Origin of the sequence: Isoptericola sp. NPDC019482, from assembly GCF_040632295.1 — a bacterium.
In the GTDB taxonomy this organism is placed as follows: domain Bacteria; phylum Actinomycetota; class Actinomycetes; order Actinomycetales; family Cellulomonadaceae; genus Isoptericola.
In genome coordinates this window covers 1-16,141 of sequence record NZ_JBEYBQ010000043.1, presented here as the reverse complement: position 1 = coordinate 16,141, position 16,141 = coordinate 1, and the positions used below count along the sequence as shown (strand labels likewise).

The 16,141-nt window shown below is 76.3% G+C and carries 16 protein-coding genes; 7 read left to right on the top strand and 9 right to left on the bottom strand.

What is annotated here, in order from left to right; all coding sequences use genetic code 11:
- Positions 1–10 precede the first annotated feature (10 nt).
- Entirely contained in the window at positions 11–1,447 is a 1,437-nt protein-coding gene (locus ABZ493_RS19550) for a PLP-dependent aminotransferase family protein (protein WP_430583795.1), read from the bottom strand.
- A gap of 103 nt (positions 1,448–1,550) precedes the next feature.
- On the opposite strand from ABZ493_RS19550, the gene ABZ493_RS19545 reads away from it, so the two are divergent.
- Positions 1,551–2,531 (top strand): aldo/keto reductase, encoded by a 981-nt coding sequence (locus ABZ493_RS19545; protein WP_430583794.1) that lies wholly within the window; start codon positions 1,551–1,553, stop codon positions 2,529–2,531.
- Positions 2,532–2,549: 18 nt separating this feature from the next.
- Here the strand turns inward: ABZ493_RS19545 and ABZ493_RS19540 are convergent, their stop codons facing one another.
- Positions 2,550–2,915, bottom strand: a complete 366-nt coding sequence (locus ABZ493_RS19540; RefSeq protein ID WP_430583793.1) for a cupin domain-containing protein — start codon at positions 2,913–2,915, stop codon at positions 2,550–2,552.
- 101 nt (positions 2,916–3,016) lie between these two features.
- Here ABZ493_RS19540 and ABZ493_RS19535 point away from each other — a divergent pair, with 101 nt between their 5' ends.
- Positions 3,017–3,751: an SDR family oxidoreductase gene (locus ABZ493_RS19535; protein WP_430583792.1), complete on the top strand. Its 735-nt coding sequence runs from the start codon at positions 3,017–3,019 to the stop codon at positions 3,749–3,751.
- Between the two features lie 14 nt (positions 3,752–3,765).
- Complete coding sequence (locus ABZ493_RS19530; protein WP_430583791.1) at positions 3,766–4,146, top strand: MerR family transcriptional regulator; 381 nt, start codon at positions 3,766–3,768, stop codon at positions 4,144–4,146.
- A 20-nt stretch (positions 4,147–4,166) separates the two neighbouring features.
- On the opposite strand, the gene cofC is transcribed toward ABZ493_RS19530, so the two are convergent.
- Both cofC and cofD read right to left on the bottom strand, forming a co-directional pair.
- Positions 4,167–4,919 (bottom strand): 2-phospho-L-lactate guanylyltransferase, encoded by a 753-nt coding sequence (gene cofC / locus ABZ493_RS19525; RefSeq protein ID WP_430583790.1) that lies wholly within the window; start codon positions 4,917–4,919, stop codon positions 4,167–4,169.
- Positions 4,916–5,878 carry a 2-phospho-L-lactate transferase gene (gene cofD, locus ABZ493_RS19520; protein WP_430583789.1) on the bottom strand — a complete coding sequence of 321 codons (963 nt, stop codon included), beginning with the start codon at positions 5,876–5,878 and terminating at the stop codon, positions 4,916–4,918. Before cofD ends, cofC begins: the two co-directional genes overlap by 4 nt.
- A 70-nt stretch (positions 5,879–5,948) precedes the next feature.
- Here cofD and ABZ493_RS19515 point away from each other — a divergent pair, with 70 nt between their 5' ends.
- The gene (locus tag ABZ493_RS19515) at positions 5,949–6,266 is read left to right on the top strand and encodes an MTH1187 family thiamine-binding protein (protein WP_429733876.1); all 318 of its coding nucleotides are present in this window, start codon (positions 5,949–5,951) and stop codon (positions 6,264–6,266) included.
- Between the two features lie 151 nt (positions 6,267–6,417).
- Positions 6,418–8,151, top strand: a complete 1,734-nt coding sequence (locus ABZ493_RS19510; protein ID WP_430583788.1) for a hypothetical protein — start codon at positions 6,418–6,420, stop codon at positions 8,149–8,151.
- Between the two features lie 22 nt (positions 8,152–8,173).
- Here the strand turns inward: ABZ493_RS19510 and ABZ493_RS19505 are convergent, their stop codons facing one another.
- Positions 8,174–9,133 carry a zinc-binding dehydrogenase gene (locus ABZ493_RS19505; RefSeq protein ID WP_430583787.1) on the bottom strand — a complete coding sequence of 320 codons (960 nt, stop codon included), beginning with the start codon at positions 9,131–9,133 and terminating at the stop codon, positions 8,174–8,176.
- Between the two features lie 63 nt (positions 9,134–9,196).
- Between ABZ493_RS19505 and ABZ493_RS19500 the strand changes: the two genes are divergently transcribed.
- On the top strand, positions 9,197–10,138 hold the full coding sequence (locus tag ABZ493_RS19500) for a hypothetical protein (RefSeq protein WP_430583786.1): 942 nt from the start codon (positions 9,197–9,199) through the stop codon (positions 10,136–10,138).
- A 15-nt stretch (positions 10,139–10,153) separates the two neighbouring features.
- On the opposite strand, the gene ABZ493_RS19495 is transcribed toward ABZ493_RS19500, so the two are convergent.
- The 4 genes from ABZ493_RS19495 to ABZ493_RS19480 all read right to left on the bottom strand — a co-directional run bounded on the left by ABZ493_RS19495 (position 10,154) and on the right by ABZ493_RS19480 (position 14,223).
- Positions 10,154–10,582 (bottom strand): VOC family protein, encoded by a 429-nt coding sequence (locus ABZ493_RS19495; protein WP_430583785.1) that lies wholly within the window; start codon positions 10,580–10,582, stop codon positions 10,154–10,156.
- A gap of 113 nt (positions 10,583–10,695) precedes the next feature.
- Complete coding sequence (locus ABZ493_RS19490) at positions 10,696–11,538, bottom strand: aldo/keto reductase (protein WP_430583784.1); 843 nt, start codon at positions 11,536–11,538, stop codon at positions 10,696–10,698.
- Positions 11,539–11,545: 7 nt separating this feature from the next.
- Complete coding sequence (locus ABZ493_RS19485) at positions 11,546–12,742, bottom strand: homoserine O-acetyltransferase (protein WP_430583811.1); 1,197 nt, start codon at positions 12,740–12,742, stop codon at positions 11,546–11,548.
- 101 nt (positions 12,743–12,843) lie between these two features.
- Positions 12,844–14,223 (bottom strand): bifunctional o-acetylhomoserine/o-acetylserine sulfhydrylase, encoded by a 1,380-nt coding sequence (locus tag ABZ493_RS19480; protein WP_430583783.1) that lies wholly within the window; start codon positions 14,221–14,223, stop codon positions 12,844–12,846.
- Between the two features lie 395 nt (positions 14,224–14,618).
- Here ABZ493_RS19480 and ABZ493_RS19475 point away from each other — a divergent pair, with 395 nt between their 5' ends.
- Entirely contained in the window at positions 14,619–16,067 is a 1,449-nt protein-coding gene (locus ABZ493_RS19475) for an NlpC/P60 family protein (RefSeq protein WP_430583782.1), read from the top strand.
- Positions 16,068–16,141 lie beyond the last annotated feature (74 nt).

The following is a 16,141-nucleotide window of genomic DNA, read 5'->3' as shown; positions in this document are numbered from 1 at the left end:
GGCGCCGTGCTCAGGGGGTCTCGACCAGGGCGGCCGCGAGGGCGGCCACCGCCTCATCCACGCGCGCGTCGGCGAGGTTGCCGTACCCGACGACGAGAGCCTCGGGCCCGTGGTCCGCGGCGGACACCCGGTACCGGCGCAGGTCGGTGACGCCGACGTCGCGCGCGGCGGCGGCGCGGACGACCGCGGCGGCGGGGACGCCGTCGGGCAGCCCGAGCACTACGTGCAGGCCCGCCGCGAGGCCGCTCACGGGCAGGCTCGGCAGCGCGGTGTCGAGCGCGGCGAGCAGGGCCGCCCGGCGGCGGCGGAACCGGCCGCGCGCGGCCCGCAGGTGCCGCTCGTAGCCGCCGCCCGTGAGGAACCGGGCGAGCGCGAGCTGGTCGAGGGTCGACGGCGCGGGCCCGCCCGCGTCGGCGCCCAGCCGCTCCCGCCAGCGCGGCGGCAGCACCAGCCAGCCGAGCCCGAACGCGGGGGAGACCGTCTTGCTCAGCGACCCGAGCAGGGCGACGCGGCCCGGGTCGTGGCCCTGCAGCGCGGCGACGGGCCGCCGGTCGTAGCGGAACTCGGCGTCGTAGTCGTCCTCGACGACGAGGCCGTCGACGGCGCGCGCCCACGAGACCAGCGCGTCGCGCCGTCCGGGCGCGAGGGCGACCCCGGTGGGGAACTGGTGGGCGGGTGCGACCAGGGCCGCCCGGGCGCCGGTCCGCGCGGCCGCCGCGGCGAGCGCGTCGACGTCGATCCCGCCGTCGTCGACGGGCACGGGGACGGCGACCAGCCCGGCGTCCCGGGCGACGTCGCGCAGCCGCCCCCAGCTCGGGTCCTCCACCAGGAGCGTGCGGTGCCCGGCGGACCGCAGCGCGCGGGCCAGGCGCGTCATCCCGTCGGTGGCGCCGTGCGTCACCAGGACGTCGTCGGGGCCGGCGCGCGTGGAGCGGGCGCGCGCCAGGTAGTCGACGACGGCGGCGCGCGCGGGCGGATGGCCTGCGGGGTCGGGGGCGCCGAGGTCGGCGTCGGGGGTGTCGGCCAGGGCGTCGCGCAGGGCCCGCAGCCACGCCGCCCGGGGCACGTGCCGCAGGTCGGGGACGCCGGGCGCGAGGTCCAGGCGGGGCCGGCGCGCGGGGGCCGATGACGTCGGATACGCCGGCGGGCGCTTCGGCGTGGCGTGCACCGCCGCACCGGCCGCGATCCGCGTGCGCGAACCGACCCGGGCCTCGCAGAATCCCTCGGCGACGAGCTGGCCGTACACCTCCGTCACGACCCACCGCGACACGCCGAGCGTGTCGGCGAGGGCGCGCGACGGCGGCAGCGCCGCCCCGCCGGGCACCCGGCCCGCGTGCACGGCGTCCCGCACGGCGCGCTCGAGGCGCGCGACGAGCGGGGCGTCGTCGTCCCCGAGGTCGAGCACGGTGTCCCACGCGAGGAGGGGATTGGTCTGGACGAGTGCCATGGAATTGGACGGTACACCCGGGCCGATTTGTTCGTAGCGTCATGGTGTCGGCCGGCGGAAGGTCCGCCGGCCCGCACGACAGGACCCGGACAGGAGCACCCCCATGCGCTACCGCACGATCGGCGACAGCACCACGTCCTTCGAGGTCAGCACGCTGTGCCTCGGCACCATGTGGTTCGGCACCCGGACGGACGAGGAGACGTCGTTCGCGATCCTCGACCGCTTCGTCGAGGCCGGCGGCACCTTCCTCGACACGGCCAACAACTACAGCTCGTGGATCGGCGGTACCGGCCGCGACAGCGAGGACGTCCTCGGCCGCTGGCTGGCCGACCGAGGCAACCGCGACCAGCTGCGGATCGCCACCAAGGTGGGCGCCGCCAAGAAGGACCCGAACCTGCCGCTGCAGCACGTGCCGCCGACGAACTACCAGGGCCTCGGGGCCGAGACCATCGCCTGGGAGGCGCGCGAGAGCCTGCGGCACCTCGGCGTCGACCACCTCGACGCCTACTACGGCCACGTCGACGACGTCGACACCCCGCTCGCCGAGACCGTCGGCGCGTTCGGCAAGCTCCAGGCCGAGGGCCTCGTCGGGGTCGCCGGCATCTCCAACGTCGCCCTGCACCGCGTGGTCGAGGCGCGCGAGGAGGCCCGCCGCCAGGGCGTCGCCCCCTACGGCCTGGTGCAGCAGCAGCTCACCTACCCCTACCCGCGGCCCGACGTCGGCCGGCACAACTGGGCGTCGTACGAGCTGCTCGACTATGCCCGCGCGTCGTCCGAGGCGGGCAGCCCGCTCGCCGTCGTCGCCTACTCCCCGCTGATGCAGGGGGCGCTGGTGCGCGACGACAGGCCGCTGTGGGACGGCTTCGACCACCCGACGACGCACGAGCGGCTGCGCGTGCTGCGCGAGGTCGCCGACGAGATCGGCGCCACGCCGAACCAGGTGGTGCTCGCCTGGCTGCTCGGCGGTCCGGTGCCGGTGGTCCCGGTCGTCGGGGCCGGGAACCTGGCGCAGCTCGAGGAGATCCTCGGCGCCGCCGAGCTCGACCTCGACGACGACGTGCGCGCCCGCCTCGACGCGGTGTGACGGGCGGACCCTGCGCGGTCACTCCAGCCACTCGGTGACGAACCGGTCGTTGGCGTGCACGTGCAGGGCCTCGTACACCTCGGGGCCGATCACGGTGAACTTGTGCGGCGTCCCGGCGGGGGCGACGAGGATCTGGCCGCCCACCGCGACCACCTCGTCGTCCCCCACCCGGAACAGCGCCCGCCCCGAACGCAGGATGAACGTCTCCGTGTAGGGGTGGCGGTGCAGGCGGGGGCCGACGCCGTCGCGGTCGAACCGCTCGAACATCACCGACACGGTGGACCCGTGCAGGTAACCCTCGAAGTCCGCGCTCGGCAGCGTGGCCTGCTCGATCAGCTCGATGCTCGGCTCTGTGCTCGGCTCTGTGCTCGACTCGGTGCTCATGGCGGGGTGGACCGCGGGCGGGCGGGGAACTGAGCGGTGCGGGAGACGCCGTCGAGACGCCCTTGACCCTGACGCCGACGTCAGGTCCTAGCGTCCCGCGCATGGACATCACGGATCAGATCGCCCTGGTCACCGGGGCCAACAGAGGTATCGGCCGGCACTTCGTGACCGAGCTGCGGGACCGCGGGGCCGCGAAGGTCTATGCCGCGGCGCGCCGGCCCGAGGAGGTCGACGTCCCCGGCGCGATCCCGCTCCGCCTGGACGTGACCGACGACGACTCGGTGGCCGCGGTCGCCCAGCAGGCGCAGGACGTCACGGTGCTCGTCAACAACGCGGGCGTGGCGGCGCTGACCCCGTTCCTCGGCGGTGACCTCGCCGGCGCCCGCCGGGAGATGGAGGTCAACTACTGGGGCACGCTGCGGATGGTGCGGGCGTTCGCGCCGGTCCTCGGGCGGAACGGCGGCGGCGGGATCCTCGACGTGCTCTCCCAGAGCTCCTTCCGGGCGTTCGGGTTCGCCGACACGTACGGGGCGGCGAAGGCCGCGGCGTGGCAGCTGACCAACGGCGTCCGGCTCGAGCTGGCGAGCCAGGGCACGCAGGTCACCGGCCTGGCCATGGCCCTCGTCGACACGGACATGTCGGCCTGGGCCCGGGGGCAGGACGACTGGGCGCTCGCCGAGCCGCTCGACATCGTGCGCCGGGCGCTCGACGGCTTCGAGGCCGGTGCCTTCGAGGTGCTCGGTGACGAGATGACCCGCGCGTGGCGGTCCCGGCTCGGCGAGCAGGCCGAGGCGCTGTACCCGGAGGCGGTCGTCGGCCCGTCGCGGACGCGCTGAGCGGGGCGCTCGGAATGTCGCGCACCGAGCACGTCGTTGCCGCCGGTGTGCTGAAGATCGGTGAGGTGGCGGAGCGTGCCGGCGTGAGCGTGCGCGCCCTGCGCTACTACGAGGAGCAGGGGCTGCTGCGGACCGTGCGGACCTCGGCCGGGCACCGCCTCTTCGAGGAGACGGCCGTCGACCGGGTGCAGTTCTTCCAGCAGCTCTACGCCGCCGGCCTGACCAGCGGCAACATCGCCCAGCTGCTGCCCTGCGTCGACTCGGGGCACACCGATCGCGAGCAGCGCGCGATGCTCCACGAGCAGCGCGCGCGCCTCCGCGGCCGGCTGGACGACGTCGCCGCGGCGATCGCGCGCCTCGACACCGTGATCGCCGCGACCGACACCCACCCCTGAGCCGCGTGGGAGCAGCGGGGTCAGGGGAGGGGCAGGTCGAGCCCGTGCCGCAGCCGGTCGCGGACGGCGCGGGGGAGCTCGCCCCAGTCGTCGATCGTGTCCAGGTCGACGGCGGTGCCCGGGCGGCGCACGACGACCGGGCGTAGCCCCGCGCGCTCGGCCTCGGCGACGTGCGCCGCCCGCGACGCCTCGCCGAAGCGGAACCGGAACGTCGTGTCCGCGGGCAGCACCAGCAGGTTGGTGCCCGCGAGATGCCGGTCGGTGGCGACGACGACGGGCGGCGCGTCGTCGGCCACCGCGCTCGCCCCCGCGGCGAGCAGCGCCGCGACGTCGTCGGGCGCGAGCAGCGGCAGGTCCGCGTGCGCGACGAGCAGCCGGCCCGCGCCGTGCTCGAGCGCCGCCTCCCGCCCGACGTCGAGCGCCGCGTTCAGCCCCGGCCGCTCCGGCGGCTGCGGCACCACCTCGACGCTCGGCGCGGCAGTCTCCGCTCGACGCGGCAGTTCGAGCTGCCGCGTCGAGATCGAACTGCCGCCGTGACGGAGCGGGTCGAGGGTGTCGGCGACGAACGGCACGTCGGCGGTGACCACCAGCACGCGGTCCACGCCGTCCGCCGCCAGCAGGACGGCGACGACGTGCCGGGCCAGCGCCGCGACCAGCCGACGCCGCGCGGCCGGGTCGAGCGAGGACGCCAGCCGCGACTTGCCCGAGACGCCGTCGCGCAGGGGCACCAGCGCGACGGTCCCGCCGTGGTCGCGGCGACCCGGTGCGCTCATCCGAGGGCGAGCAGGTCGCGGGCCAGGCGCTCGCGGCCGGCGGGGCCGCCCATGATCGTGTCCGTGACGAGCACCTCGACGCCCAGGTCGCGGATCGGCCCGGCGAGGGCGGCGTCGGCGTCGTCGACCACCATGACGTCCACGATGCCGTCGAACCGGCCGGCGTACAGCCGGGCCACGCCCAGCGCGGACACCTCGTGCCCCAGGGTCTCCAGGATCTGCGCCGCGGGGCCCTTGATCGCCTGCCCGCCCACGATCGGGCTCACGGCCACGCGCCGTGCGGGCGAGGCGAGGACGGCGTCGCGCACCCCGGGCACGGCCAGCACCGGCTCGACCGACAGGAACGGGTTGGACGGCGCGACGACCAGCAGGTCGGCGTCCGCGACGGCGTCGAGCACGCCGGGCGCGGGGCGTGCGGCGGCGACGCCGTCGAGCTCGATCCCCAGGACGGCGTCGGCGTGCTGCCGCCGCACGAAGTACTCCTGGAACGCGACGCGGCCCGACGGGGTGTCGACGAGCGTGCGCAGCCGGTCGTCGGTCACCGGCAGCAGGCGCGCGCGCACGCCGAGCGACGCCGCGAGGCGGGCCGTCACCGCGTGCAGCGGCTGCCCCTCGCGCAGGGCGGCGCTGCGCACGACGTGCGTCGCGAGGTCCCGGTCGCCCAGCGTGAACCACGTGTCCTCGCCGAGCCTGGCGAGCTGGTCGAGGGTCGTGTACGTCTCGTCGGTCAGCCCCCAGCCGCGGGTCTCGTCGTTCAGCCCGGCCAGCGTGTACATGACCGTGTCCAGGTCGGGGGAGACCAGCAGGCCGTGCCGCTCGGTGTCGTCGCCGACGTTCACGACGACCGTCAGGCCGCCGTCCGGCGCGGGCGCGCCGTCGTCGGGCAGGGCGAGGGTGAAGCCGTGCGCCAGGCGGGCGCCGCCGACCCCGCCGGCGAGAAGGGTGACGCGTGTGCTCACCCGACGAGCCTACGGTCCTCGCCGCCCACCCCGACGTGTCGACCGCCTGTTCGGCACGCAGAATGAGCGCATGGCCGTCTTCGCTTTCTCCGTCGCCCCGCTCGGCGCGGGCGAGTCCGTGGCGGACTCCGTCGCCGCCGCCGTCCGCATCGTCCGCGAGTCCGGGCTCCCCACCCGCACCACCGCGATGTTCACCGAGATCGAGGGGGACTGGGACGAGGTGATGCCGGTGATCCAGCGCGCCACGGAGGCCGTCGGCGCGGGCGGGCACCGGGTGTCGCTGGTGCTCAAGGCGGACATCCGCCCCGGGTACACGGGGCAGCTCGACGCGAAGGTGGCGCGCGTCGAGGAGCGGCTCGCCGACGACGGCGGCACCGGGCACGCGTAGTCCCCACGCGCCCCGCCGGGCCGGACGACGGCGGCCTGGCGCGCCGACGCGCGCCTGGGAGCCCGCTGTGGTACACGCCACGCCGCGGGGGCCTTAGGCTTGCCCCGGGATCCGGCCGCCGGGGTCGGATCCGATCCAGGAGTGGTGTGCAATGCCCCTGTTCGAGGTCGATGCCCAGAGGCCCCTCCTCGTCCAGTCCGACCGGTCGCCCGCAGCAAGCGCCCAGGGCGTCGGGACCACCGCCCATCGGGTGGTGGACAGTCACATCGACGGTCTGCTCGGCGAGCAGATCTTCCCGGTGAGTCCCGGCGTCGGCCCGGACGAGCCGCACCTGCTCGCGCTCGACGCGACCGGCTCGCCCGTCGTCGTGGAGCTCGTCGCCGACCTCGACCGCGCCGCCCTCACCCGCGCGCTCGACCACGCCGGCGCCGCCGGGCGGCTGACGCGAGGCGCCCTGGCCGAGCGGTACCACGGTGGGCCGGCGGCCTTCCACCGCGACGTCTCCGCGTTCTACGACAGCGTGCCCATCACGCGCTCGCAGCCCGGACGCAGCAGCGCTCGCCTCATCGTCATCTGCCAGGAGGCGAGCGAGGAGATCCTCAACGCCGTCGACTTCCTGCGACAGCCCACGATGCCCGTCGAGGTGCTGAAGATGGGCGTCGTGCACAGCGCCGACGGGCGCCGCTTCGTGGACGTCTCGCCGCTGGTCATCCACCCCGCGTCGGCGCCGTCGGCGCCGAGCCTGTCCGCGCCCGCCGCCTCGGCCGCGCCGCGGGACACCGTCGCCGCGCCCGACGACGCCGCGACCGCCCCGTCCGCGGAGGGACGTGGGGACGTCGATCCCGAGACCTTCGCCGAGGGCGTGGCCGTCGGGCTCGCGCTCGGCGGCAAGATGCCCGCCACCGTGCAGGCCCCTCGCGACCGGGCGGACACCGCGCCGCCGTCCCGGACGCGGCGGCGCGCCGCCCGGGCGCGTACCGGCGAGGACGGCCCGTCCGCCGCGCTGCCCGTGCCGGCGGCGCCCGTCCCCGCGACGCCGCCCCCGCCGCCCCCCGTGCCCAGCCCCGCACCCAGCCCCGCACCCAGCCCCGCGCCGAGCCCCGCGCCGAGCCCCGCGCCGGCGCCGCTGCCGAGCCCCGCCGGGCTCGACGACGACCTCGACCGCACCCGCGAGAGGTCGCCGTTCGCCGGCTCCGCGCCGCGTCGCCGCTCGCGCGCGGACCGCTTCACGTCGCGGGCGGAGCTCGACGAGCCGGCGTCGGACCTGGGCGGTTCGGACCTGGGCGGTGCGGGCTACGGCCGGTCGGACCTCGGGCGGTCCGGCTTCGGGCGTCCGGACCTGGGCCGCTCGGACCTCGGCGAGGCGTTCGCCGAGGTCGCGGCCCCGGCGTTCGACCTGCCGGTGCCGGAGCCGCGCTGGTCCGGTGTCGAGGACGACCTGCCCCGCCTCCAGGTGCCGCCGCTCGAGCCGCCGCGCCTGCGCACGCCGCCGTCGGACCCGCTGGAGCCGGGCTGGACGCCCGCGCCGCACGACCACGGCTACGACCCGCTGACCTCACCCGTGCCGCCGCCGCCCGACCCGGCGCCGTGGGCGCCGCCGCCCGCCGCGACGGACGACGAGGTGGACCAGGACCTCGTGGCCCTGGCCGGCACGCTGGTGCACCCGACGACGATCGTGTGGTCGCGCCCGCGCCGCCGCCAGTACTTCGAGGCCGTGCTGCACCAGGACGGCGCCATCCAGCTCGCCGACGGCTCCCGCTACTGGCACCCCGACCACGCGGCGTCCGCAGCCTCGGGCTCGCCCACCGCCGACGGCTGGAGCGTCTGGCGCCTGGGAGCCGAGGGCCCCACGCTGATGGACGCGTTCCGGCACCGCTTCGCCTGACCTCGCTCACAACGCTCGGGGATCAGGGCAGGACGACGATCTTGCCCGTCTGCTCGCCGGCCGCGAGGCGGGCCAGCCCCTCGCCGACCCGCGCGAGCGGCACGACGGAGTCGATCACGGGGCGCACCCCCGTCCGGTCGACGAACCGGACCAGGGCGGCCAGGTCGTCCCGGGACCCCATCGTCACGCCCTGCACGCGGATCTCGTTGAAGAAGACGCGGGTCAGCTCCGCGGGAGGGGCGTCGCCCGACGTCGCGCCGCAGACGACGATCGTGCCGCCCGGCCGCACGGAGCGCACCGAGTGCGCCCAGGTGGCCTGGCCGACGGAATCGATCACCGCGTCCACGCGAGACGGCAGGCGTCCACCCGTCTCCACGGCGTGCGCGGCGCCCAGCTCCAGGGCGCGCTCCCGGCGCTCGGCGGACCGCGACGTCACCGTCACCTCCAGGCCCGCCGCGGCGCCCAGCACGATCGCGGCGGAGGCGACGCCGCCGCCGGCGCCCTGCACCAGCACCCGGTCACCGGGGGCGAGGCCGGCCGCGCCGAACAGCATCCGGTAGGCGGTGAGCCAGGCGGTGGGGAGGCACGCGGCCTCCTCGAGAGACATCCCGTCGGGGAGGGGCACCAGGTTGTGGATCGGCACCGCGACGTACTCCGCCAGCGTGCCCGGGTAGTGCTCCGACAGCAGCGTGCGCCGCTCGGTCGGCCCGACGCCGTGCCCGTCGGCGCCGATCACGCCGTGCAGGAGCACCGGCGTGCCGTCCGCGGCGGTGCCCGCGGCGTCGGTGCCGAGGATCATCGGGAGCTGCTCGGGCCGCAGCCCCACGCCGCGCAGCGACCACAGGTCGTGGTGGTTGAGCGTCGCGGCGCGCACCCGCACCGTGGTCCAGTTCTCGCGGGGCTCCGGTTCGGGCCGCTCACCCACCTCGAGGCCGTCGAGCGGGGAGTCGGGCGAGAACCGGGCGACGGTGGCGGCGAGCATGCGTCCAACCTACTGGTGGTCGCGCCTCCCGGGCGGACCGGGGGATGGCCTAGGTTGTGCGCCATGCCTACCGGTGGGGTCGAGGAAGAGCTGGCCGCGGCGCGCGCGGCAGTCGTCGAGCACGCGCAGCAGTCGGCGCGCCGTCAGGTCGCGGGCCGGGAGCTCGCCGCGGCGGAGGGGGCGCTCGCCGCTGCGCGGGCCTCGCTCGCGGACGAGACGGCCGACGTCGTGCGGCTGGAGTCCCTGAGCCTCGCGCGGGTGTGGGCGGGGCTGCGCGGCGACCGCGCGCAGCGGCTCGACGCCGAGCGCGCCGAGCAGCAGGCCGCGGAGTACGTCGCCGCGACGGCGCAGGCACGCCGGGACGCCGCGGATCGCGAGGTGCGCGCGGTCGACGCAGGGCTGGCCGCGCTGGGCGACGTGCAGGGACGGTGGCGGGCCGCGCTCGCGGCGAAGGAGCAGTGGGTGCACGGCGTCGGCGGCCCGGAGGCTGCCGCGCTGGCGGCGGTGGCCGAGCAGGTGGGCGGGTGGCGCGCCCAGCAGGTCGAGATCGATCAGGCCCGCGCCGCCGCCGAGCAGGCCGCGCGGGCCCTGGCCGCGGCCGCGGGCGAGCTGCGCAGCGCCGACGGCTGGTCCACCTACGACACGTTCTTCGACGGCGGCATGCTCGCGAGCGCGGTGAAGCACGACAAGCTGGACCGGGCGGCGAGCCTCCTGCGCGCGGCCGACGCCGCGCTGCGGCACCTCACCGTCGAGCTGGGAGACCTCGGCGAGCAGGGGGTCGGCGGGGTCGGCGTCGACGGGCTCACCCGCACGCTCGACGTCTGGTTCGACAACATCTTCACCGACTGGTCGGTGCGGAACCGGATCGCGGAGGCGCGCGACCGCGTCGCCGCCGCGATCGGCGCCGTCGACGGCGTGCGGCAGCGCCTCGCGGAGCGGTCCGCGGCCGCCGACGCCGAGCTGGCCGTGCTCGTCGCGCGCCGCGAGTCGCTGCTGGTGGCCTGACCGAGGGGACAGGCGTCAGGGAGCGCCGACGTCGAACATCCAGGTGATGCCGAACCGGTCGGTCACCTGACCGTAGAAGTCGCCCCACGGCGCCTTGTCGAACGGCATCGCGTCGCTGCCGCCCTCGGCGAGCTTCGCGTACGCGCCCGCGACGTAGTCGTAGTCCTCGGGCCCGCCGGTCAGGGCGACGGTGACGCCGCTGGTGGGGGCGACGTACGGCATCATCGAGCCGGTGTCGGCGGCCATCAGCGTGAGGCCGGTCGGCGTCTCGAGCTGGCCGTGCATCACGAGGTCCTTGTCGGACTCCTCGATCGGCATGCCGGAGTCGGCGGGCATGTCGCCGTACCGGCTGACGTCGAGCTCGCCGCCGAGCACCGAGCGGTAGAACTCCAGGGCCTCCGCGGCCTGGTTCTTGAAGCTGAGATACGGGGTGAGCCGGACCATGGGTCGCCTCCAGCGGCGCTGCGTGGGAGTGGTGCGGAACGGGGCGGCCGCGGGGCTCCGCGGCCGGGCACCACGCTAGGCACGACCACCGGCGCACGCGCGCGCGGAAGCCCTCAGAGCATCTCGAGCGGCACCGGGCAGCTCGGCGGCGGGAAGGCGGCGTCGAGCTCGGCGAGGTCCTCCGCGCCCAGGCGCAGGTCGCGCGCCGCGGCGTTCTCGCGCACGTGCTCCGCGGACCCGGTCCGCGGGATCGCGACGACGCCCTCGCCCGCGAGCACCCATGCCAGCGCGACCTGCGCCGGGGTCGCGCCGTGCCACCGGGCGACCTTCCGCAGCGCGGGGTCGCCGAGGATGCGTCCCTGCTCCACGGGCGAGTAGGCCATGGTCGCGACGCCGCGGTCCCGCAGGAACGGGAGCAGGTCGTGCTCCGGGCCGCGGCGCGAGAGGTTGTAGAGCACCTGGTCGGTCTGGCACGCGCTGCCCAGCCCGCCGGCGACGCCGTCGAGCTCGCGCAGGTCGTCCACGTCGAGGTTGCTCACGCCCCAGCCGAGCACGTCGCCGGACTGCACCAGAGCGTCCAGCGCGGCGGCGGTCTCCGCGAGCGGCACGCCGCCGCGCCAGTGCAGCAGGTAGAGGTCGAGCCGGTCGGTGCCGAGCCGGCGCAGGCTGGCGCGGCACGCCTCGACCGTGCCGCGGGCGTCGGCGTTCCACGGGTAGACCTTGCTGACCAGGACGACGTCGTCGCGCCGGCCGGCGACGGCCTCGCCCACCAGCTCCTCGGCCGCGCCCTCGCCGTACATCTCGGCGGTGTCGATCAGCGTGAGCCCCAGGTCGAGGCCGGTGCGCAGCGCCGCGAGCTCGTCGGCGCGGCGGGACGGCGTCTCGCCGAGGAACCAGGTGCCCTGGCCCAGCGCGGGGAGCGCGCGACCGTCGGGCAGCGTGACGGTGGTGGTCATCCGCCGATCATGCCCCGGCCTCGTCCTCCTCGACGCTCGCGCCGGCGAGGAAGTCGGCGACGATGGGGCCGAGCTGGTCGAACTCGATGAGGAAGCCGTCGTGGCCGAAGTCGGACGTGACGATGCGCAGCGGCTCCGCCCCCGGCACCCAGGCCGCGATGCGGCTGGCCTGCTCCGGCGGGAACAGCCGGTCGGAGTCCACCGCCACGACCAGCGCCCGTGAGGTGATCTGCGACAGCGCCGACTCGACGCCGCCGCGGTCGCGACCCAGGTCGTGGCTCAGCATCGACTCGGTGAGCACGAGGTAGGAGTTGGCGTCGAAGCGGCGGGCGAGCTTGTCCCCGTGGTGGTCGAGGTACGACTGCACGGCGTACCGGCCGTCCTCGAGCGGATCCTCGCCGCCCTGCGGCAGCCGCCCGAACCGGACGTCCAGCTCGGCCGCGGTCCGGTAGGTGGTGTGCGCGATCTGCCGCGCGATGGCGAGCCCGGTGTCCGGGCCGTCGCCGTCGGGCGCGTCGTAGTAGTCGCCGCCGCGCCAGCGCGGGTCGGCGCGGATCGCGCCGAGCTGCGGGTGCGCCCACGCGATCTGGTCGCCCGACGTCTGCGCCGTCGTCGCGATGGCGGCGATGCCGTCCACCGCGATCCCGGCCTCGGGGCCGAGCAGCGCCCACTCCAGCACGCGCAGCCCGCCCATCGACGCCCCGACGACGAGCGACCAGCGCTCGACGCCGAGCTGCCGCGCCAGCTCGATCTCCGCCGCGACCTGGTCGCGCGTCGTGATGCGGGGGAAACGCCCGCCCCACGGCCGGCCGTCGGGGGCCGCGGACGCCGGCCCGGTGGTGCCCTGGCAGCCGCCCAGGACGTTGGGCGCGACGACGAAGTACCGGTCGGTGTCGATCGGCGCGCCGGGGCCGATCATGTCGGCCCACCAGCCGGCGGTGGGCTGGCCGGGCCCGGCGGGGCCGGTGACGTGCGCGTCGCCGGTCAGCGCGTGCAGCACGAGGACGGCGTTGGAGCCGTCGGGGGCGAGCTCGCCCCACGTCTCGTAGGCGACCCGCACGTCGGGCAGCACGCCGCCGGCCTCGAGCTCGACGGCCCCGACGTCGACGAACTTCCTCCTCGCCACCGGGTCGCCCTCGCGCCATGCGCCGGTGGCGGGCACCGGCGGCTTGACCTGCGCCCGTGCGGCCGGGTTCGGCGCCATGGGGCGGACCGTCGGGGCGGTGCCGGAGCTGCGCCCGCCCACCGACGGCACGGTGGCGGCGACGCCGCCCCCGCACCGCGCGGACGGGCCGGGCACCGCGGTCACGCGGCGGCCTCGTCGTCCGACGTCGTGCCGGCCGTCGCGCCCGCGACGGCGTCCGCCGCCGCGGCGAAGCCGAGCTCGAGGTCGGCGAGGATGTCCTGGATCCCCTCCAGCCCGACCGCGAGCCGCACCAGGGCCGGCGTCACGCCGGACTGCGCCTGCGCCTCCGGGGTGAGCTGCGAGTGCGTGGTCGACGCCGGGTGGATGACGAGCGAGCGCACGTCGCCGATGTTCGCCACGTGCGAGTGCAGCTGCAGCGCCGAGACGAAGGCGCGGCCGGCGGCGTTCGCGAGTGCCGGGTCGGCGACGTCGAGCTCGAAGGCGATGACGGCGCCGGCGCCCTTCGGGGCGTACTTCCGGGCGTTCGCGTGCCACGGCGACGACGGCAGGCCGGCATAGTGCACGAGGCGCACGTCGGAGCGCTCCTCGAGCCACTCGGCCACCTGCTGCGCGTTGGCGACGTGCCGCTCCACGCGCAGGGACAGGGTCTCGAGGCCCTGCGCGAGCAGGAAGGCGTTGAACGGCGCGACGGCGGGGCCGAGGTCGCGCAGCAGCTGGACGCGCGCCTTGAGCACGAAGGCGAGGTTGGCACCGAGCGCGGAGCCGACGCCGAGGTCACGGGCGTAGACGAGGCCGTGGTAGCTGTCGTCGGGCTGGTTGAAGCCGGGGAAGCGCTCTGGGTGCGCGGCGTAGTCGAACGTGCCGCCGTCGACGATGACGCCGCCGATGGCCGCGCCGTGCCCGCCGAGGTACTTCGTGGCCGAGTGCACGACGACGTCCGCGCCGTGCTCGATCGGGCGCACCAGGTACGGGGTGGCGATCGTGTTGTCCACGATGAGCGGCACGCCCACCTCGTGGGCGACGGTCGAGACGGCGGCGATGTCCAGCACGTCCGCGCGCGGGTTGGGGATGGTCTCGGCGAAGAACGCCTTGGTGGTCGGCCGGGCCCCCGCGCGCCACGACTCGGGGTCGTGGGGGTCGTCGACGAAGGTGGTCTCGATGCCGAGTCGCGGCAGCGTGTGGCGCAGCAGGTTGTACGTGCCGCCGTAGAGGCTCGAGCTGGCGACGACGTGGTCGCCGGCCTGCGCGACGTTGAGGATCGCGAGCGTCTCGGCGGCCTGGCCGGAGGCGACGAGCAGCGCGCCGACGCCGCCCTCGAGGTCCGCGATGCGCGCCTCGACGGCCTCCTGCGTGGGGTTGCCGATGCGGGTGTAGATGGGGCCGAGGTCGGCGAGCGCGAAGCGGTCGGCGGCGACGTCGGCGCTGGGGAACTCGAACGACGTGGTCTGGTAGATCGGCAGCGCGCGGGCCCCGGTGACGGGGTCCGGGGTCTGGCCGGCGTGGATCTGGCGGGTCTCGAAGGTCCAGCTGGAGGTCATGACGTGCTCCTGGGGGCTCGGTGAGGGCTCGGTCGGCGGTGATCGGGCCGCGGCGGGAACCAGGAGGCCTGCGCGTCTGGGCGGGCCGCGGCGGTCGGCTGCGCACGCGGAGCGGATGGCTGGGTCGACGAGCGGCCGCAGGCAGGCGAACGTGCGCGGTGGTCAGCGGCACATTCGACGGGTCATGCGGACGACCGTAGCCCGGCGGCGTAGCGGGCGACACCGGCGTCTCGCTATTCGGGACCAGAATATGGACGGCGTGTCGCCTTGCGAAGCGTGTCGGGAACGCCCTCTCGGGTGGCGGTCCGGATCGCCCGGGGCGAGTCTGGGCGAGGTTGCCCGGAGCGCGCCCGCCACCGCGTCGGGCGGCGCGTCTGCCCAGGGAGGAGCAGAACATGCCTCGCACCCGTCGCACGAGCCGGGTCACATCGTGGATCGCCGTCGCGCTGCTCGGGGGCGCTCCCCTCGTCGCCGGGGGAGTCGCGTGGGCGGACCCGCCGTCGGACGACGACGTCGCGGCCGCGCACGCCGCGGCGGACGCCGCCGCCCTGGACGTCGCGGGCGCCGAGGCGCGGCTGGACGCGATCCGTGCCGAGCTCTCCCGGGCGGAGGCCGCCGTCCAGACCGCCGCCGAGGACTACGCGGAGGCGCGGGAGGCGCTCGCGCAGGCGAAGCGGGAGACGACCGCGGCGCGCGAGCGTGCCGACCGCGCCCAGCAGGCCGAGGACGACGCCCGCGGGGCGCTCGCTGAGGCGTACCGCACCACGGCGCGCGCGGACGGCCAGGGGCTCGGGCCGCTCGGCGTCGTCGCCGGCGCGCGTGACGTCGGCGACGTGGTGTCGACCGGGGCGGCGCAGCGGGCCGTGGACCGGAAGGTCGCCGGCGCCCTCGCGCAGCAGGCGGACGTGCGCTCCGCCGCGCGCAACGCCGACGCCCGGTGGCAGGCCGCCCGTGCTGTGCAGCAGGAGGCCGGCGAGACGGCCGAGGCCGCCTTCGCCGCCGCGCAGCGCACCGCCGACGACCTCACCGCCCGCACCGCCGCCGCCGCGGCCGAGCGCGACCGCCTGTTCGCGCGCCTCGCCGACCTGCGCAGCACCAGCGTCGAGCTCGAGCGGCAGCGCGAGGCCGACCGGCAGGAGCGGGCCGCCGCCGCGCGCGAGGCCGCCGCGCGGGAGCGCGCCGAGGACGCGGCGTCGCAGGGCAGCTCGTCGGGCGCGTCCGACGGGGCCGCCGACCGGGCCGACGCCGCCTCGTCGGCAGCCGCCGAGCCTGCGCGGGAGGGGAGCGGCAGCAGCGACGACAGCGCGCGGGCGGACGATGCCGCGTCGGGCGGGGACGAGCGCACGGCCGAGCCCGACCCCCGACCGACGCGCACGCGCGAGCCCGCAGCCGACCCCGCCCCGGCGCCGAGGCCCGACCCGAAGCCGGACCCGAAGCCCGACCCGCCGCCGGTCAGCGGCGTCGGCCAGGGCACCGCCGCGCAGGGCCGCGAGGCGCTGGCGTGGGCGCGCTCGAAGATCGGGACGCCGTACCAGTGGGGCGGGGACGGCGACCCGGGCTACGACTGCTCCGGCCTGACGTCGGGCGCGTGGAACGCGGCGGGCGTGTGGATCACCCGCACCTCGCGGTCGCAGTACCTCACGGTCGGCAAGGTCTCCTACGACCGCATGCGCCCGGGCGACCTCATCTTCTACGCCAACGACACGTCCGACCCGTCGACCATCCGGCACGTGGCGATCTACGCCGGCGGCGGCATGATGGTCGAGGCGCCGCGCCCCGGTATCGACGTCCGCGAGACCCCGGTCCGCTGGGACGAGGTCATGCCGTACGCCGGCCGCCCGTAGTCGTTGTTTTGGCGCGATGAGGGGCTAATTTCGCTGGTTTATGAAAAGAGCTACAGCGAGCAAAAAAAACAGCG